This is a genomic window from Paenibacillus sp. IHBB 3054, from assembly GCF_051594305.1.
Classification (GTDB): Bacteria; Bacillota; Bacilli; order Paenibacillales; family Paenibacillaceae; genus Paenibacillus_AQ.
Genome location: NZ_JBOFBG010000001.1, coordinates 354,800 through 373,522, shown reverse-complemented (window position 1 = coordinate 373,522; position 18,723 = coordinate 354,800). Strand labels below are relative to the sequence as shown.

Genomic DNA, 18,723 nt, shown 5'->3' with positions numbered 1-18,723 from the left:
TTTACATGACTAATTCCTTACATGCAAATCATGTTATGTTCGCATGCACTGTTCGCTATGAACGGACGATTTCTATGCGGCGCGAAAATTAGCACCAATTCCTCACCCTGCTCCCCTCCACTTCATATGCTATTGCAGCAATACGGAGGGAGGCCACATGGGATGGAATATAAAGGTTTTATTCTGCATCATTCCCGCTGTCCGTCCATTAACGGCAAGGGCTTTGACTTTTGGGTCGGGGCAGACGGGGGGATTTATGCCGCCCCGCTGCTGACAGATCCGGATTATATCCACATCTGTCTCGAAGGGGATTTCGGGGCGGAAGACAGTGTTCCGCCGCTTCCGGGGCGCAAAGAGCAGTTGTTTGCAGCAGGTAAATTGATTCTGGAGCTGGCTGCCCGTTACCACATTTCCCCTATGCTGGTGGAACCACACAGCAATTCTTGTCCCGGAGCATTTTTTCCATGGAATGAACTTGTGATTTATGCCTCTGATGGTTATCATTAACCTGAGGTGAGTAGTCGAAAATGGAAAGATTACAGAAAATATTGGCGCAAGCAGGTGTTGCGTCCAGACGCAAGTGTGAAGAAATGATTTTGGCCGGTAAAGTGGAAGTCAACGGGGAACTCGTAACTACGCTTGGCACGAAGGTGGACCCCGAACAAGATATTATTAAAGTTTCCGGGCGTTTGATCCGGGGAGAGAACAAGATTTACATTATGTTTAACAAGCCCAAAGGTGTCATTACAAGCGCATCTGATCCCAAGGGCCGCAAGGTGGTAACGGATTACCTGAAGGGCATTAACGAGCGCGTATACCCTGTAGGCCGCTTGGACTATGATACGGAAGGATTGCTGCTGCTGACGAATGACGGAGAGTTTGCCAACTTGCTCACGCATCCGAAGCACCATGTACCGAAGACGTATTTGGCCACGGTCAAGGGTGTGCCGCATGGCACTGCACTGGACAAGCTGAAGGCAGGCATCAAGCTGGAGGACGGTATGACCGCTCCGGCGGAAGTCGAATACAAAGATGTGGATGAAGTCATCAAAGAAACCGTAATCAGCATTACGATTCATGAAGGACGCAACCGTCAGGTCCGGCGGATGTTTGAAGCGATTTCCCATCCTGTAATCCGTCTGAAGCGGATTTCCTTCGGGGATATTTTGCTGCAAAATCTCAAACGCGGCTCTTATCGCCACCTGACCAAAGATGAAATCAATCATTTACAGCAAATGGCCAAGGCTGGAGCGCTAAAAGCAAATACGACACGCAAGGACACATAAAGTTCACATTTCCCCCTCCTAAAACTGTGACAATATTCGGTATAATGTTCATAGGATGTTCACACCTAACAACTAAAGTATGAGTTGCGTCACAGAAGGGGGCTTCGCGTGTGGGCAAAGCGAGAAAGCCGATTCAAATCGTAATTCTGTTTTTGATACTTTTGCTTGGAGGTTATGCAATCGGTTCCTCCGTATTCGGAGGAGACGGAAAACCCCGGGAGGGCGGAAGGGCGCCGTCCTTTGAACTGTTGGGACTAGACGGTTTGACCCATACGCTCGAAGAGTACAAGGGCAAATCGGTTGTGCTTAATTTTTGGGGCTCGTGGTGCGGCCCTTGTGTGAAGGAAATGCCTGCTCTACAGGCGCAGTGGGAGAAATGGAAAGATCAAGGTGTAGTGGTCGTGGGGGTTAACGTCGGTGAGGATCAGATGACAGTGGAGAATTTTGTCAAGCTTGTCGAAATTGATTTCCCGATTGTCATGGACACCGGACGGGATGCCGTTCGCAGCTATGGCGTATCCCCATTGCCCACCACCTTCTTTATTGATAATAAGGGCAAAGTGGACAGCATTCATATCGGCCAGCTGGATCTGAACTCACTGGAGTCCCAGATCGGAAAGCTGGTGAGCGAATGAAGAAACGGACGCCGCTGATCAGCAATACCAAATGCGAATGCGGGCATCAGAATCCGGTAGGTACCGTTCTGTGCGAAGCCTGCGGCAAACCGCTGGAGGAGAAGGAAAGTTCCTCGGGAGAGAATCTTGAAATGCGCTACGATGGAGTTGCCCGCCGTTCACAGCGTGTGAATCCCGGAGTGATCGACCGTGTGTGGAACTTTTTTTCCTCTGTCAAAATAGCGATTTACCTGATTGTGCTGACACTGCTGGGTTCCATGCTGGGTACGATTTTCCCGCAGGAGAGCACTTTTCTGAACATTGATGCCTCAACATATTACAAAGAAACGTACGGAACAGCCGGGAATATCTATTATAGACTCGGCCTTTCGCACACCTATGAATCCTGGTGGTTTGTAAGCCTGCTGGTAATGATCGGAGCTTCACTGGTGATCTGCAGCCTGGACCGCGTACTTCCGCTGTACAAGGCGCTGACCCGCCAGAAGATCCGCAAGCACCGGCAGTTTCTGACCCGCCAAAAGGCTGTTCTGGTCACTGGTGTACAGGAAGATCCGGTGACTTGGGTGGCCGGAATCGTAGAACCGCTTAAGAAAAAAGGCTACCGTGTAAGGACAGAGGGTGGCGCTCTGCTGGCAGAGAAGCACCGATTCAGCCGCTGGGGACCCTATGTCATACATATCGGCTTGATTATTTTTTTGCTCGCCGTACTGGCGAGAGGACTGCCGGGACTGAATATGGATCAGCATCTCGCTTTTCCGCAAGGGGAAATGACTAGGATTCCGGATACCACTTATTATTTACTCAATGAGAAGTTCACAGTGGAATTTTACTCGGAAGCAGAGATGCCTGAGGAATTCCGCGGCAGGAAAGTGCTGCCGAAGCTGTACGAGACAAAGGCCAAGCTTTATGAATGCACCGCCGATTGTGTCGATCCTTCGAAGGAGCCGCAGCTCGCAGAGGTGACCTCACATGATATCCGTGTGAATTCACCGCTCAGCTACAAAGGTTTGAAAGCGTATCAGTTTGATTATGACCTGACCCCTGTACTGCGCTCAGTACAGCCTGAGCTGGTGAATTCAGCTACGGGTGAGGCATTCGGCAAGTTCAAGCTGGAGATGAAGAACTCTCAGCGCACCTTTCAGGTCGGTCCCTACACCCTGGAGCTGAAAGAGAAATATATGGATTTCGGACTGAACGAGGAAGGGCAGCCGGTATCCAAATCGCCTTATCCGAATGCGCCTGCATTCCTTTTTCTGATTACGGGGCCGGACCTGCCGGCGGAAGGGCAGCAATATTTCTATTTTCCGAAAGCGATTGACAAGGATCAGTTCCAGCAGCAGACGATCAACGATAAGCTGGGAGGCGGCAGCCGGTTTCTGGAGCTTGAAGTGAAGAGCATGAGCGATGTTGATTTTGCAGAGTCCACCTCCTTCCTCAATGTGCGTGTGGATCGTGCAATGCCCTTTGTCTGGATCGGTGCCGGGATCGTAATGCTTGGGCTCGTGCTCGGCTTCTACTGGCAGCATAGACGCATCTGGCTGACGCTGGAGAACGGAGAACTTGTACTGGGTGGCCATACGAACAAGAATTGGTTCGGCTTCCGCCGTGAGATCGTTTCTATTCTGAAGAAGATAGACATGACAGTCGATGAAAAATCATTGGACAACGGAGGAGGCATGGCATGAGCTTGCTCGATTTCAGCAGTGATGTCTTTATCATCGCATTTTTCTTATACAGCGGTGCGTTTATGTTGTTCACAATCGCTATTATGGGGCGCAGGTGGTCCGGCAGAAAACCGGAAGAGCATACCGCGCGCTGGGGTAGAATTGCGTTTATAATTTCCTCTTTGGGCCTCATTTGCCACATGGCTTATTTCATCACCCGCTGGATGGGATCGGGTCATATTCCAGTCAGCAATATGTATGAGTTCATGACCTTTTTATCCATGATGGTGATGGTTGCCTTCACAGTAATCTTCGCCATCTACCGCAAGATCATTCTCGGCGTTTTTGCGGTACCGATCTCCATCATCGTTATGGCTTATGCGGCAGTATTTCCGCAGGAGGTTCAGCCGCTCATACCTTCATTGAAATCCATCTACCTGAACATTCATGTTACCCTGGCTGCCTTGGGCGAATCTTTCTTCGCAGTCGGCTTCGCAGCCGGTCTGATGTATCTGCTGCACACAGTGAATTTCGACAGCGCGGAGCGGAGCGACCGCAAGCAGCAGCGGCTGGTCGAATTTACTCTCTTTTCGATCATTGTTATAATAGGGTTTCTCGGGAGCGTCTTTGCTTTTCGCGGCGCCGGATACGAAACTGTTTTCGTTCGTTCCAACGTTACGATTGACAGCCCCGGGCAGGAAGATAGTACAATAGAAAGAGTGAGCTATAAAATGCCGCCGATTGTGGCGCCGTATCATAGCGAAATTGAGCAATTCCAGTCGTTTCTTGGCATGAAAGAGCCTCTCTTCGAAGCGCCTTCATGGATGAATGGTGTCAATGCGGGACGGAAATTCAACACGGTTATCTGGTCGCTGATCTCCGGCGCGCTTATCTATGGACTCCTGCGCCTCATTGTCCGCAAGCCGCTAGGCAAGGCCATACACCCGGTACTGGACGGAATCGATGAGAATGACCTCGACGAAATTACGTACAGGGCTATAGCTATTGGATTCCCGATCTTTACGCTGGGTGCGCTGATATTTGCCATGATCTGGGCTCAAGTAGCCTGGGGCAGATTCTGGGGCTGGGATCCCAAAGAAGTGTGGGCTCTCGTCACCTGGCTGTTCTACAGCGCCTATCTCCATTTGCGGCTGGCCCGTGGATGGCAAGGGCGCAAATCCGCGTGGCTCGCCGTACTCGGCTTTCTGGTCGTAATGTTCACCTTGGTGGGCGTTAATCTGGTCATCGCCGGGCTTCATTCTTATGCGGGGACGGACTGAGCAACTTTGTTTACTAACGCAGCACTTGGTTTTAAGATAACGTTCTACTGTATTTGATGAAGGGGTTGTTGTGAAATGGCAGAGCATTTGAATAGAATTCTGGTGGTGGATGACGAAGAGCGCATTCGCCGCCTGCTAAAGATGTACCTTGAAAAAGAAGGCTACGAAATCGACGAAGCGGAAGACGGCGAAATTGCTCTGCGCAAAGCAACGGCCAATGATTATGGCCTTATTTTGCTGGATGTCATGCTGCCGGGCATTGATGGGATTGAAGTGCTGACGAGACTCCGAGGGGTCAAGTCTACTCCTGTTCTGATGCTCACCGCCAAGGGCGAGGAGATCAACCGGGTTCAGGGCTTTGAAATGGGTGCAGACGATTATGTGGTTAAACCGTTCAGCCCGCGAGAAGTGATCTATCGGGTCAAGGCCATTATGCGCCGTTCTTCGGCAACGGCCTTTTTATCTAAAGAGAGCAATTCCAGCAACAATATCGTATTCCCGCATCTTATTATTGAGCATGATGCACACCGGGTAACTGCAGGCGGCCAGGAAGTAAGCCTGACCCCGAAGGAATACGAGCTGCTGCATTATTTGGCTATCTCGCCGGACAAGGTATTCTCGCGCGAAGAACTGCTTAAGGATGTGTGGAATTACGAGTTTTTCGGAGATTTACGTACAGTGGATACCCATGTCAAACGGCTTCGCGAGAAACTGAATAAAGTTTCACCGGAATCAGCAGCGATGATCACCACAGTATGGGGCGTTGGCTACAAGCTCGAGGTACCTAAATAAGTGAATTTCTGGAGAAGTCTTGTCGGCAAGCTGTGGATCACGATCATCTGTCTGGTTGCTGTCGTGCTCATTACGGTGGGGCTGTCTCTGCTGCCTTATATCGACAGCAACTTCGCCAATTCCGGGGCGATTAAACGTTTGTTCATGTATGCCTGTATGATCGGGTTCTCGTTGACGACATTTTTTGCCTTGTTTTTATTTACTAAGATTACCCAGCCGATGCAGCAGGTCATTGAAGCGGCCAACAATATCCGCAAGGGTGAATACGGTACAAGGCTGACACTTGTGACGAGCGACGAAATTGGTCAATTGGCCACTTCATTCAACCATATGGCTGAAGAGCTGGAGGAGAATATCCGCAGTTTGAACCACGAGAAGGGCCATCTGTCGAGTGTTCTGCGCAGCATGAGCGATGCCGTCATCACGTTTGACATTGAAGGCCAGATTATATTGACCAACCCGCACGGCCAAAAACTGCTTCAAGCCTGGAAGGATTTAGACCACGAGCAGGAAAGCGATTCTGAGCTTGATCCTGATGCGGCTGCTTCAGGCGATGTGCCGCCGCCGCTACGGCCGCTGTTCTTCAGCACGCTGAGACAGGGAAGCGACGAGCGTTCTAATGTGCATGTCCGCCAGGGAGTCTGGTCGGTTCATATGGCTCCGCTCTATTCGGAAGGGAATATCCGCGGCGCTGTAGCGGTTCTGCGCGATGTGACTGAAGAGGTGCGCCTGGAGAAAATGCGCACGGACTTTGTGGCCAACGTATCGCATGAAATCCGCACACCACTCTCGATGATGCAGGGCTACAGCGAGGCGCTGCTGGATGGCATGGCCTCCTCGCCGGAGGAGAGCAGCGAGCTGGTGCAGGTTATCCATGACGAATCGCTGCGAATGGGACGGCTGGTTAAGGATTTGCTGGATCTTGCCCGCATGGAGGCAGGACATACGGATATGGCCAAGGCGCAGGTGGATATGGATGAGCTGCTGGAACGCATATACCGCAAGTTTTCTGTACGGGCCAAGGAACGGGAGATTCATTTAGAGCTGACCAAGTCTGGCGATATACCGCTCCTAAAGGCTGCTGACGAAGATAAGCTGGAGCAGGTTCTGACAAATCTGCTGGACAATGCATTCCGCCATACACCCGCAGGCAAGCACATTACCATTGTTACCAGCACGGTGATTCTGGAGGGCCGCCGTTACCTGGGGATTGAAGTCCGGGATGAAGGAGTCGGGATTGCGCCGGAGGATCTTCCTTATATTTTCGAACGTTTCTACAAGGCAGATAAAGCGCGTGTCCGGGGGGAATCCGGGGGAACGGGATTGGGACTGGCGATCGTTAAAAATATCGTCGAGTCGCATCACGGGCAAATTACCGCTTACAGCAAGCTTGGCGAGGGGACAACCTTTACGCTGCGGCTTCCTGTCGAAAAACAGTAAACGCTTGACCCAGCACGACAGCGCCTCTGACAGCAGAGGTGCTTTTTGTTGAAACTAGCACTTTAATCTTGTTCATCGTGGAACATCTTGCAGCAAATCAAGGAGGCATCTATCATGATTTTATCGTTGGACCAAGGCACGACCAGCTCACGGGCGATTGTGTTTGATCTGGAAGCGGGCATGCTCTCCCAGGGTCAGTATGATATTAAACAATCTTTCCCCCGTCCAGGCTGGGTTGAGCATGACCCGGAGCAAATCTGGGAAAGCCAGCTTGCCGCAGCCAGAGATGCTATCAGCGGAAGCCGGGTCCCGGCTGCGGAGATTTTGGCCATCGGCATCACCAATCAGCGGGAAACTGCGCTCATTTGGGACAGGGTTACAGGTGTGCCGATTTATCCGGCCATTGTCTGGCAGGACCGGCGCACGGCGGAGCAGTGTGAGGACATTAAGCGGCAAGGTCTTGCTGCTGAGATTGCCGAGAAGACTGGACTTGTCGTCGATGCCTATTTCTCGGCAACAAAGCTGGCCTGGATTCTGGACCATGTACCGGGCTCAAGGGAACGTGCCGAGCGGGGAGAGCTGCTTGCCGGAACCATTGACAGCTGGCTGATCTGGAAGCTCACCGGAGGCGCTGTGCATGCCACGGACGTGACCAATGCTTCACGTACGATGCTGTTCAATCTGCATGAGCGCAAATGGGATGAGCGGCTTATCAAAGTTCTGCGCATCCCCCGCGCCATTCTCCCGGAGGTGCGGATGTCCGGTGGAGAATTCGGCGTAGCCCAGGCACAGTGGTTCGGTGCGGAAATTCCTATCCGCTCTGTGCTTGGCGATCAGCAGGCCGCATTGTTCGGCCATACCTGTCTGGATGCCGGCAGCGCCAAAAATACATACGGCACAGGCTGCTTTATTCTGATGAATACAGGTACGGAAGCAGTCGTCTCCACTCATGGGCTGCTGACCACAGTAGCCTGGGGCATGGGCGATGAATTGTATTATGCGCTCGAAGGCAGTGTCTTTGTGGCCGGTGCAGCCGTCCAGTGGCTGGAGGAAGGACTGGGACTGATTGCCGGCCCCTCGGACTCGGAGGACAAAGCAAGGGAAGTGGAGGACAGCGAGGGTGTCGTAGTCGTACCGGCCTTCACCGGGCTGGGAGCGCCTTATTGGGATATGTACGCCCGCGGCGCGGTGTTCGGTCTGACCCGGGGGACTACGGCAGGTCACCTGGTGCGGGCCACGCTGGAGTCGCTGGCTTTTCAGTCCCGGGATGTGATTGGGGCGATGGAAAAAGACGCCGGCATGCCGCTGACCGGACTGCGCGTGGATGGCGGCGCTGTCCGCAATGATCTGCTGATGCAGTTTCAATCAGATATTCTAGGCAGTGAGGTGACCCGCACCACCTATGCAGAGACGACGGCTCTGGGTGCAGCGCTGCTGGCCGGACTCACCTCAGGGATTTGGTCACGAGAAGAGCTGGAGAGCTTCAACAAGGCCGAGAAGGTGTTCTCGCCGCAGATGGAGCAGGAGGAACGGGAACGCCGCTACGGCGCCTGGAAAGATGCTGTAGCGCGTACCATGGGCTGGGAGAAGCATGAGGGGCGTCAGTAAGCAGGAATGTATTCATGTACTGATTTAGAAACGAGGTTCACCATCACCCTATCACGCAAACGGCGCTCAAGAAGAGTAGATTCTTCTTGAGCGCCGTATTTGTTCTGGCGGGCTTGAGCATTCCTGTTTATAACGTTTGATTTACCGGCAAGACACCGGGCCTGTGTAATATTGAAACTCGCCCATAATGGTAAAGCCGACGCTCAGGTAGAGGTCCAGAGCATGGGTATTCTCAGTGACGACGCCCAGATGTATAAGCGTATCGGGTTCCTGCAGCAGCAGGTCTTCCACTGCTGCTGCAAGGATATCGCGGCCCAGGCCTTTTCCCTGGCAAGAAGGAAGGACGCAGAAATCGTGGATAACCGCTGTCCGGGAGTCCACTTTATTAACTCTTATCAGGCCAACCGGCATGTGATTATTCTTGGCAATATAGGTGATGCGCCCAGGCTGACGGGTATGGGCCCAATAATCCCGTGTCCATGATTCTGAATCACCGAAAGCCTGCGAGGAACACATCACCGAAAATTCATAATCCTCCGGCTGCTCTACTTGCAACGTTAGATCCGGGTAATGGGGCTCACGGGCGTGGTACTGCTTGAGACTCAGGGAATACTCAGAGCTGGTCAAGTTTGCTGCCAACTGTGCCGCACAACCAGCTCCTGAAAAAGACCCCAAAGGGACGCGGTAACGGAGCGTTTGGATACCTTGAGCTTCCATCTCTTGCCTCGCGAGATCCAGCAGTCTGCGGAACACCTGCTGCCGCCGGTATTCGGGATGCACCATTCCATTGATGTTGGCTTCCGTTCCGTCTGACGTATACCAGCTTAGAAAACCGATTAATTGTTCCCCGGCATGGCAGAGGAAAGCAGCATCACCGTTCTCAGGTCCCAGACTCTCAACGCCAACTCTCAGATTGCTCCCATCGGAATTTTTGCAGAGCAGCTCCAGCGACTTCACAGCCGCAATAGATCTCTCTGAGAAATCAGTCATTTTCTTAATTACATCTTCTCCCATAACTGCTGCTACACTTTAACCGCAGAAATGATCACTAAGTTCTCAAGGCCAGCCTTGCGGCCCAGCCGGGCCAGCTGCATTTTAAGGATCGGATTATTTTCCAGCGTCAGCTTGACCTTCACAAATCCGTCGCTCTTGAACATCACGAAGCAGCTTTCCAGCAGAGGCACCACATCTGGAGCGGTTACATTCAACTTTATACAATCAATTTTTAGTTCATAGTCGGCTGGGTTAATAGGATTGATCGTTTGCTGATAAGCTTGGATGGACCGGAGACCGTCCTCTTCAGAGAAGATGCCTTCCAATTCGATTTCGATTACTTTCTGTTCCACATCTGTCTTTAAAATAAAATTCCCCATCTGTACATCTCTCCCGTTAGTGGATTGCTGAACATGAGGGGGCAGCTAAGCTTGCCTCTGCGGTCCTCATGTATATCTGTTCATATAGATAACCATGAATTTCATGGTTATGCAATAATAAAGTCGAAACATGTATTAATTTGTCACAAAAGATCAAATGAAACCCGGTGACAAAAGCCGTTGCTAGCGTACTATATAGTGATTTTTTACCATATTTCAATAAAAAAACCTCTTCAGGATACGGCTGATAATCAGCCATAATCCATAAAGAGGTCTCGGAGCAGGATACGCTTAAGCTAGAACTTGAAGATGTGAATGGTCTTTTGCAGCTGGAATACGGCTTGCGTCATTTTATCTGTCTCTTCAGCTACGGATTGCAGGGCATTAATTTGCTCATTCATGGCTGCGGATACCTCTTCGGTTCCGGCTGCCGTCTGCTGGGTAATCGCGGAAATATTCTCAATGGCGCTGGAGATTTTGAGTGCACTTTCCAGCATGAGATCACTTTCAGCAGAGAAGGAGGCGATTTGCTCCGTTATGTACTGAACACTTTGCACAATTTGCGCGAAAATATGAGCGGTCTCGGTGATCATCTCATTCTGAACCTGCACGACCTCTTCGTTGATGGCAATATTGTCGATTGCCTGCTTGATGTCGGCTTCGATACTGCGTACCAGCCCGAATACTTCCTTAGTAGAAGCGGTGGATTCCTCGGCAAGCTTGCGGACTTCCTGGGCTACCACGGCGAACCCCCGGCCATGCTCGCCTGCGCGCGCGGCTTCAATGGATGCGTTCAGCGACAGCAGGTTGGTCTGCTCGGCAATTTCGGTGATGGTCTTCGTAATCATGGTAATGCCCCGGGCATTTTGTGAAAGGGCATCAATCGTATCGGCCACCTTTTGCGTAGCCTGAATATTTTTGCGCATGCCTTCTGCCTGAGTGTCAACGGACACACGTCCTTTTTCGACCAGCTCCAGCGTATGTATAGAACGTTTATTCATTTCTTTAGTTGAGCTTGTGTAGTTAGAAACTTTGGTTTCTATGTCTTTGATGGATTCCGTCATATCTGCAATATCCACGGATATCTCATTGGCGCCGAGGGCCAGCTCGTTGGAAGAGGAGGCAACCTGTGCCATGACAATCTTGAGATTCTGGTTCTTGTCTTCAATACCCCGGCTCGCGTCCATTACCTGGCGGGTAATTCCCGAAGCTTCCGTCAGAATCTTCTTCAGCTTCTCGATCATTGTGTTGAACGAGCGGCTGATGTCGCCCATGGCCCCGCTTTCGTCCGCACGGCTTGTGAAATCTCCTTTGGCGATCGTGTGCGTCACATTGGAAATATCGTCAAACGAAGATGTAAGCGTTCTCTCAATAAATCGTGAAAGAGGATAGGTCAACGCTGACAGCACCACAACAAGAATAATTCCGATCAAGATCTTGCCCATGATCAATAAAGTAATCAGAACAGGAACTGCGAATAATGCGGCAATCAGATAACAACCGGCAACTATTCTCTGTTTTAACGGAAGCTTGTTCATCCAGTCCATAATAACTAATTCCCCCTAATAAATATGTTGTATATTGTAATATTATAGGTGATTATAGGAGGTTTGGTCTATTGTAAGAACTGACATAAATTTAAGATAGGAATAATCTAAAAAATGCTGCAGGTTATCTAAAAAATGACTCCTATATTTTTGTGGATGCTGAAATTATCATTATAAATGATTACGCTTTCAATCACTATATAACAATTGCCTAAGGAGGTTCTGTTCGAAAGGGAAATTTGTATTCGATTTCAATGCTCACTACTTTTGAAGGAGGCAATATGAAATGTTGAAACGCGCAATTTCCTCGGCCACCGCTTTACTCCTTTTGTGGTCAACACTTGCAGGAGCAGCACCTGCAACTTCCTATGCAGCAGCGTCAACTACGGAAGCCCTGGTTCCCTATTATAAAGCCTCACTGCCTGTGGATACCCGAGTGGCAGACTTGCTGGGACGGATGTCTCTGGATGAGAAAATCGGGCAAATGGTGCAGGCGGAGCGTGCATCTGTCACACCAGAAGATGTCAAGAAGTATCACTTAGGTTCGGTTCTCAGTGGCGGAGGTTCTTTCCCGAACGGGAAGCAAGTAGACAGTACTCGTGAGAAGTGGGAGGCACTGGTGGATTCCTATCAAGCAGGTGCCTTATCTACACCACTTGGTATCCCGCTTCTCTATGGGGTTGATGCGGTACATGGTCAGAACAATATCATGGGTGCGACCTTGTTCCCACATAACATAGGTTTAGGAGCCACACGAAATACAGAACTTGTTGAACAAATAGGGATCGCAACCGCACAGGAGGCTAAAGCGTCTGGAACGAATTGGATCTTTGGTCCTACCATTGCCGATCCGCAACATATAAATTGGGGCCGGACGTATGAAGGCTTCAGTGACAACCAGTCCCTTGTAGCTGAAATGGCCTCTGCGTACATAAAGGGACTGCAGGGAAAAACCATTGGCGAGTTGAAGAATAGTGATCGGGTGATCGCCTCCGCTAAGCATTTTCTTGGAGAAGGGTTAACGGATAATGGTGTGAATCAGGGCGATATCACAGGGATGACTGAGCAGGAAGTCCTCGATCTGAATCTGCCTATGTACAAAAAGGCTATAGAAGCTGGGGCAAGGACGGTAATGGCTTCTTATAACAGTATCCAAGGATTGAAGATGCACGCGAACAAACGTATTCTCACCGATGCGCTGAAGGGTACAGGCGAGGGCCAGCTTGGCTTCACGGGCTTTGTTATTACGGACTATAATGCCGTGCAGCAAATCAACAAGGATTGGGATGGAAATGCAGTCAGCGGATTGAAGAACCAGATTAAAGTAGCTGTGAATGCCGGCGTTGACATGTTGATGATGCCAGCCGATTGGAAAATTACCATCACTCACCTGAAGGCACTTGTAGAGGAGGGATCAATTAGTCAAAGCCGTATAGATGACGCAGTAACGCGTATTTTGCGCGTTAAGTTTGAGTCGGGTGCATTCGAGCATCCGATGACGGATCAGAGTCTTGAGACTACCTTCGGCTCTAAATCACACCGTGCGCTTGCCCAGAAGGCAGTGCGCGAATCACTCGTTCTCCTGAAAAACGATAAGGTAAATGGTCAGCCGATCCTTTCCCGGCTTAAGAATATGAATAAGATTTTTGTCGCAGGAAAAAGTGCGGATGATATCGGCATACAGTCGGGTGGCTGGTCCATCAGCTGGCAGGGTCTATCCGGAAAAATTACGGAAGGAACCACGATCCTTCAGGGGATTAAGAACACAGCTGGTGAATCAAAGAAGGTAACCTACAACAAACATGGCCGTGGCGCAGCGGGCAATGATGTCGCGATTGCTGTTATCGGTGAAAAGCCGTACGCCGAATCAAACGGTGATGGCCTGAACAGTCTCAAATTGGATAAGGAAGATATTTCTACGTTAAATAATATCCGCAAATCTGGGGTTCCGACGATTGTTGTCCTCGTATCCGGAAGACCTTTGATCATAAATGATCAATTGGAGGATATTGCAGGGCTGATTGAAGCTTGGCTGCCGGGAACGGAGGGGCAGGGAGTAGCTGATGTCCTTTTCGGTGATTATGAATTCACAGGAAAATTACCGATTCGTTGGCCTTTCTACACAGAAGCATACTCTGCTTTGAAGGCAGGCACCTCGAATTTAGAACAGCAATATATTCTGTTTGATTATGGGTATGGATTGACTAAAAACGAACCAACACCTGTTTTACCTGCTCTTCCGCAAAAACCGGGCAACGCTCTCTACGCGAAAGTAGAGGCAGAGAGCTTCATACAACAGCAAGGGATACAGTTAGAGGGCACTGCTGATGTGGGTGGAGGCCAAAATATTAGCTACGCAGATGCAGGGGACTGGATGGAATATCTGATTGACGTTCCAACAGATGGAGTGTTTGATATAGATTTCCGCCATGCCGGTGAAGGTGATAATACCGGGTTTAACATTCTAAATGAGTCAGGCGTTAAACTCGGTGAGTTATCCGTAAACCGCACAGGAGCCTGGCAGAACTGGAAGACGACTACAGTTCATGACATTGCCCTTACAGCAGGTGTTCAGAAGATTAAGTTAGTGCTTAAGGCGGGCGGACTAAACTTAAACTGGTTTGGTTCCAAAGGATTCTCACCCGCAGCTCCAGAAATTGATAGTGGGGGAATTGTAACCCCGGCACCGGTCATACAGGCGAACGCAGTTGAGAACTGGGTGACCACTGAACGGGATTCCGGGGATATGGGATGGTATTATGATCCTCGTTGGCAGGATGGTGACAAGAAGCTTGAACAGCAAGCTAATATCGACTTGACTGAGGTTGGAACAGCTATTGACCCTAAAGTTACAACGATTACTATTGATCCAAACAAAGAATATCAGTCGATGATGGGGATTGGAACATCGATGGAAGAATCGACTGTTTACAATCTGCTCAAGATGTCACCAGCGAAACAGGACGAATTACTGAAGAAGCTAGTGAGCAAGACTGAGGGCATTGGCATGAGTATGATGCGCGTGACGATTGGTTCGGCTGATTTTACAGCACAGAAGTTTTATTCCTATGATGATATGCCAAAGGGTGAAACGGACACAAGCTTAAGTCATTTCTCAATTCAGAAGGATATCGACTTCGGTATTATTCCGGCATTGCAGAAAATGGCGGCGATCAATCCGGAACTCAAATTTTTCGCTTCACCATGGAGTCCTCCAGGCTGGATGAAGAGCACTGACAGCATGGTTAAAGGGCAGGTTAAGGATGAATATCTGCCTGTACTCGCGGACTATTATGTCAAATTCATTCAAGAGTATAAGAAACAAGGGATTGTTATTGAAGCGATGACCTTACAGAACGAGCCCCTTCTTGAAATCGAATATCCCAGTACGAAAATGCCTTGGCAACAAGAAGCGGAGCTTGCCAAGCTGCTGAAGCAGAAGCTTACAACAGCAGGACTGGACGTCAAGTTATGGATATTCGACCACAACCCGGGCGACACGATGTCTTATCCGGCTCCAATGCTGGCTGATTCTGAGAACTACGCAGCGATTGACGGAACGGCTTTCCATGATTACGGCGGCGATCTTGGGCTTATGTCTCAGCTGCATGATATGTACCCCGAGAAGAACGTTTACTTAACGGAACGTGCAGTATGGGGGACATTAGGTACGGATCGGATTGCACAGTATTTCAGAAATTGGGCAAGAAGCTATAATTCATGGGTCCTTATGCTTGATAGCGATATCAACACCCACCAATGGGTTGGAACACCGGATCCGACGATGTTAATTCAGGATTCGTCGAACACCGATAATTATTGGCTAACACCAGAGTATTACTTCGTGGGCCACTTCACGAAGTTCGTGAAACCAGGCTACACTCGAATCGACAGCAATTACGGTAATAAGGATAGTGTAACGAATGTATCCTTCATGAGTCCGGACAAGAAAACGATCGTTACGGTCGTTATTAACCAGACGGCATCAACACAAACGTTTAAGCTGGTGAGTGACGGAACACAAATTGCGGCAACACTAGCACCCAAGTCAGTAGCAACTTACCGTTGGAACCGTGACGTTCAAACGGTACCTGGGGAGGAGAAAGTGCTAAGTCTTACTCCGGATGTTTTGGATTATGACGTAAACGGCAAAGAAGCAACGTTGAATCTTAGCGGAGGCACCTTTAATAGCTTCAATGTAAATGACATTTCATTATCTGGTGAGGCAACGGCTAAGGGTGTGACAGTAACCTCTGTTACCTACGCTACTTACAACCCGGATAAGGTTAAAGTAAAACTCACATGGGATGGAACGCCTTATTATAATGATGTGAACCTGACCCTAAATGTACCGGCTACCGCCTATTCTGATTCTACTGATGGTAAGCCGCTTTCAGCGCATGTGAAGCTGAAAGGGACTGCAAGGCAGACACCGGCTACACCTATACCAGGTACCGTCAGCGCGGATGTTTACTATCAGTTCTCAGGAGTGAATTTTACGGAGGGATGGAAGTTTACAGACATAGGAGCAGGGGACTGGGTAGACTTTAAGATTAATGTTCCGAGAGCCGGCAAATATGCATTTACGTTAAATGCTGTAGTTCCAAGTGGTGGAGGCAGTGCTTTCCAGATGAAATCTGATGATACAACGCTCGCCACATTTAACATTCCTTCCGGACCTAATACTTGGAATCTCATACGTACTTCGGCGGATTTGGAAGCAGGGGAGCAGATCATTAGAATTCTCGGCAGTGTGGGCACCTTTGAAATGCAGCATATTATAGTCGAAGAAGTCAGCCCTCATTCCGTGGACGGGGACGGCATCTTGAAAGTGGAAGCGGAGAGTTTCGTAAAAGCAGGTCAGAACGTGATCCAAGTAGGAGATCCAATTACTAACCTCGGTTATACAACTGCGGGAACCTATATGGATTACTTAGTTACAGTACCGAAGTCCAGCAACTACAAAGTTAAATATAATTATGCGACTCCACAAGGCGGAGTTTCCGTATCGTTGCAGACGAATGGTCAATCAACCGGTACCACGAGCTTGCCAAGTACTGGTGGCTGGGGTGTCTATTCTGAAGCGGCTTCGATCCTTCCTTTAACAGCTGGCACGCAGACCATACGGCTTGTCATTAATGGCGACGGAGTAAACTTGGACCGGTTCCAGCTTGAGCCAACGGATTCCGCTCCGGCGCCAGTTTTTGAAATGGCTGCAGCACCTCATGTCTTGTATGAAGATAGTCAAAGGGATGACGAGCAAATCGTAAAGCTCAATACGAATATCGTTGACGGGAAAATCTACTACACAACAGACGGTACACTTCCAACAAAGGACAGCACATTATATACGGGTCCTGTCTCAGTGTCACCGGCGAAAGTCCTTCGGGCTATTGTCGTAAAGGCGGGGATGGATGACAGTTATGTCTCCTTCTATGCAGCAGCAGCGGCATCACCGCAAGCAAATCCAGGTGCGGGAAGTTATAACAACCTGGTCAATGTGAATCTAACAAGTAGAACCAAAGGAGCAACTATTTATTATACTACCGATGGTACCGTACCGACGACGACAAGCCTCTTATATCAGGGACCGCTTACGGTTACTTCCGATACGACGATCAAAGCAGTTTCTATTAAAGAAAGCTTGAATCATAGTGCTGTCGGTGAATTCACTTTCAATATTACTAATAATCCAAATCCGAATCCCGGTACGAATCCAGGGGCGAACCCAGTAACAAATCCCGGAACAACCCCAGGGACTACCCCGGTTGATAATGGGCAAAAGCCGATGATCAAAGCTCCAAAGCCTGTAGTAAATCCTAACACAGGCCGCGCAACAACAACGATAGCAAGTGCAGATTTGAAAGCAGCACTACAAGCTGCGAAACCAGTCAAAGGAGTCCCAACGGTCTTTATAGAAGTTGAGGAATTAGCAGGACAAAAGGGATACGAAATACTTCTTCCTGTTGAGAATCTGACGACGGGGACTTTAACCTCGAAGCTGGACATTGTTACGGCCATTGGGAAGATAGTCGTGCCAAGTAACATGCTAAGCAGAACCGTTGCAAGTGGTGTAGACAACATTGGATTAACCATTGCGGTAGCGGATATTACTGAGGATGGGGTAAAAGCAAAGATTGGGCAACGTCCCGTCATCGGGCTGACCTTACGAGCCGGTAATCAGGTCATTGAATGGAATAATCCGAAAGCACCGGTAATGGTGTCTATTCCTTACACGCCTTCGGCGACAGAATTGGCCCATAAGGAGCAAATCACTGTCTGGTATATCGATGGACAAGGAAATCTAATATCGGTTCCAAGCGGTCGTTACGATGAAAAAACCGGAATGGTTAGTTTCACCACGACACATTTCGGCACATTTGCTGTAGCGTATGTTAATAAATCTTTTACAGATATCAGTAAGCACGGGTGGGCAAAGCAGGCAATCGAAGTTCTGGCGTCCAAGGGAGTGATACAGGGCACATCAGATACGACATTTGCCCCTAATGCAAAGATTAAAAGAGCGGACTTTATCGTATTATTAGTCAAAGCACTTGGACTTACAGAAGTAGCGGGTGATAACTTTGCCGATGTTAAATCCACGGCTTATTATGCAGATGCTATTGGCATAGCTAAGAAGCTCGGGATTGTCCAAGGAAAAGGCGGCAATGTTTTCGAACCGGAAGCAAACATCACGAGACAAGAAATGATGGCTTTGGCCAACCGGGCATTGAGTGCTGCACAGATTCATTTGGAACAGGGATCAGCAGCGGACTTAACGCGATTTGATGATATTACGAAGATCGCCCCCTTTGCGGTTGAAGACATAGCAACGCTGGTCAAGAATGGAATCGTGTCGGGTAACGGGACCCTTGTGAATCCGCTTGGGACTGCAACCCGGGCTGAAGCTTCGGTTATGATTTATAAGATGTATAATTTGCAATAACTAAATGCTGTTATAGTTGAATGAAGATAAGGAGCTGACCAAAAGTAGATTTTCTACGAGCGGAGAGAGACCACTTTCATTCTCAATAACCGTAGAAGTCAACAGAGCAGCGATTCCCGTGTTATTGGAGGATCGCTGTTCTGCGTTTTTGG

The 18,723-nt window shown here is 49.4% G+C and carries 12 protein-coding genes; 9 read left to right on the top strand and 3 right to left on the bottom strand.

Annotated elements, in window-relative coordinates; all coding sequences use genetic code 11:
- Window positions 1–162 precede the first annotated feature (162 nt).
- From ACQ76X_RS01930 to glpK, 8 genes are all read left to right on the top strand, one after another.
- The gene (locus tag ACQ76X_RS01930; protein WP_438491132.1) at window positions 163–507 is read left to right on the top strand and encodes an N-acetylmuramoyl-L-alanine amidase; all 345 of its coding nucleotides are present in this window, start codon (window positions 163–165) and stop codon (window positions 505–507) included.
- A 20-nt stretch (window positions 508–527) separates the two neighbouring features.
- Window positions 528–1,286, top strand: coding sequence for a pseudouridine synthase (locus ACQ76X_RS01925; RefSeq protein ID WP_438491131.1), 759 nt, complete (start codon window positions 528–530; stop codon window positions 1,284–1,286).
- Between the two features lie 110 nt (window positions 1,287–1,396).
- Window positions 1,397–1,921 carry a redoxin domain-containing protein gene (locus ACQ76X_RS01920; RefSeq protein WP_438491130.1) on the top strand — a complete coding sequence of 175 codons (525 nt, stop codon included), beginning with the start codon at window positions 1,397–1,399 and terminating at the stop codon, window positions 1,919–1,921.
- The gene (gene resB / locus ACQ76X_RS01915) at window positions 1,918–3,606 is read left to right on the top strand and encodes a cytochrome c biogenesis protein ResB (protein ID WP_438491128.1); all 1,689 of its coding nucleotides are present in this window, start codon (window positions 1,918–1,920) and stop codon (window positions 3,604–3,606) included. The genes ACQ76X_RS01920 and resB overlap by 4 nt, the downstream gene beginning before the upstream one ends.
- Window positions 3,603–4,865: a cytochrome c biogenesis protein CcsA gene (gene ccsA / locus ACQ76X_RS01910; RefSeq protein WP_438491126.1), complete on the top strand. Its 1,263-nt coding sequence runs from the start codon at window positions 3,603–3,605 to the stop codon at window positions 4,863–4,865. The genes resB and ccsA overlap by 4 nt, the downstream gene beginning before the upstream one ends.
- 75 nt (window positions 4,866–4,940) lie before the next feature.
- Window positions 4,941–5,657 (top strand): response regulator transcription factor, encoded by a 717-nt coding sequence (locus ACQ76X_RS01905; RefSeq protein ID WP_020427515.1) that lies wholly within the window; start codon window positions 4,941–4,943, stop codon window positions 5,655–5,657.
- Window positions 5,658–7,097 (top strand): ATP-binding protein, encoded by a 1,440-nt coding sequence (locus ACQ76X_RS01900; RefSeq protein WP_438491123.1) that lies wholly within the window; start codon window positions 5,658–5,660, stop codon window positions 7,095–7,097.
- Window positions 7,098–7,211: 114 nt separating this feature from the next.
- Window positions 7,212–8,705, top strand: coding sequence for a glycerol kinase GlpK (gene glpK, locus ACQ76X_RS01895; RefSeq protein WP_438491121.1), 1,494 nt, complete (start codon window positions 7,212–7,214; stop codon window positions 8,703–8,705).
- 141 nt (window positions 8,706–8,846) lie between these two features.
- On the opposite strand, the gene ACQ76X_RS01890 is transcribed toward glpK, so the two are convergent.
- The 3 genes from ACQ76X_RS01890 to ACQ76X_RS01880 form a co-directional block, all read right to left on the bottom strand.
- Window positions 8,847–9,719: a GNAT family N-acetyltransferase gene (locus ACQ76X_RS01890; protein WP_438491120.1), complete on the bottom strand. Its 873-nt coding sequence runs from the start codon at window positions 9,717–9,719 to the stop codon at window positions 8,847–8,849.
- Between the two features lie 8 nt (window positions 9,720–9,727).
- A complete protein-coding gene (locus tag ACQ76X_RS01885; protein ID WP_438491119.1) occupies window positions 9,728–10,078 on the bottom strand; it encodes a hypothetical protein in 351 nt (116 codons plus the stop codon).
- 296 nt (window positions 10,079–10,374) lie between these two features.
- Complete coding sequence (locus ACQ76X_RS01880; RefSeq protein ID WP_076108999.1) at window positions 10,375–11,625, bottom strand: methyl-accepting chemotaxis protein; 1,251 nt, start codon at window positions 11,623–11,625, stop codon at window positions 10,375–10,377.
- A gap of 286 nt (window positions 11,626–11,911) precedes the next feature.
- Between ACQ76X_RS01880 and ACQ76X_RS01875 the strand changes: the two genes are divergently transcribed.
- Window positions 11,912–18,571, top strand: coding sequence for a glycoside hydrolase family 3 N-terminal domain-containing protein (locus ACQ76X_RS01875; RefSeq protein ID WP_438491118.1), 6,660 nt, complete (start codon window positions 11,912–11,914; stop codon window positions 18,569–18,571).
- Window positions 18,572–18,723 lie beyond the last annotated feature (152 nt).

What these genes read in the sequence shown, in the direction of transcription:
- ACQ76X_RS01930 (WP_438491132.1), top strand. Translation starts at nt 163, where the DNA reads ATGGAATATAAAGGTTTTATTCTGCATCATTCCCGCTGTCCGTCCATT.
- ACQ76X_RS01925 (WP_438491131.1), top strand. Translation starts at nt 528, where the DNA reads ATGGAAAGATTACAGAAAATATTGGCGCAAGCAGGTGTTGCGTCCAGA.
- resB (WP_438491128.1), top strand. Translation starts at nt 1,918, where the DNA reads ATGAAGAAACGGACGCCGCTGATCAGCAATACCAAATGCGAATGCGGG.
- ccsA (WP_438491126.1), top strand. Translation starts at nt 3,603, where the DNA reads ATGAGCTTGCTCGATTTCAGCAGTGATGTCTTTATCATCGCATTTTTC.
- ACQ76X_RS01905 (WP_020427515.1), top strand. Translation starts at nt 4,941, where the DNA reads ATGGCAGAGCATTTGAATAGAATTCTGGTGGTGGATGACGAAGAGCGC.
- glpK (WP_438491121.1), top strand. Translation starts at nt 7,212, where the DNA reads ATGATTTTATCGTTGGACCAAGGCACGACCAGCTCACGGGCGATTGTG.
- ACQ76X_RS01890 (WP_438491120.1), bottom strand. Translation starts at nt 9,719, where the DNA reads ATGGGAGAAGATGTAATTAAGAAAATGACTGATTTCTCAGAGAGATCT.
- ACQ76X_RS01885 (WP_438491119.1), bottom strand. Translation starts at nt 10,078, where the DNA reads ATGGGGAATTTTATTTTAAAGACAGATGTGGAACAGAAAGTAATCGAA.
- ACQ76X_RS01880 (WP_076108999.1), bottom strand. Translation starts at nt 11,625, where the DNA reads ATGGACTGGATGAACAAGCTTCCGTTAAAACAGAGAATAGTTGCCGGT.
- ACQ76X_RS01875 (WP_438491118.1), top strand. Translation starts at nt 11,912, where the DNA reads ATGTTGAAACGCGCAATTTCCTCGGCCACCGCTTTACTCCTTTTGTGG.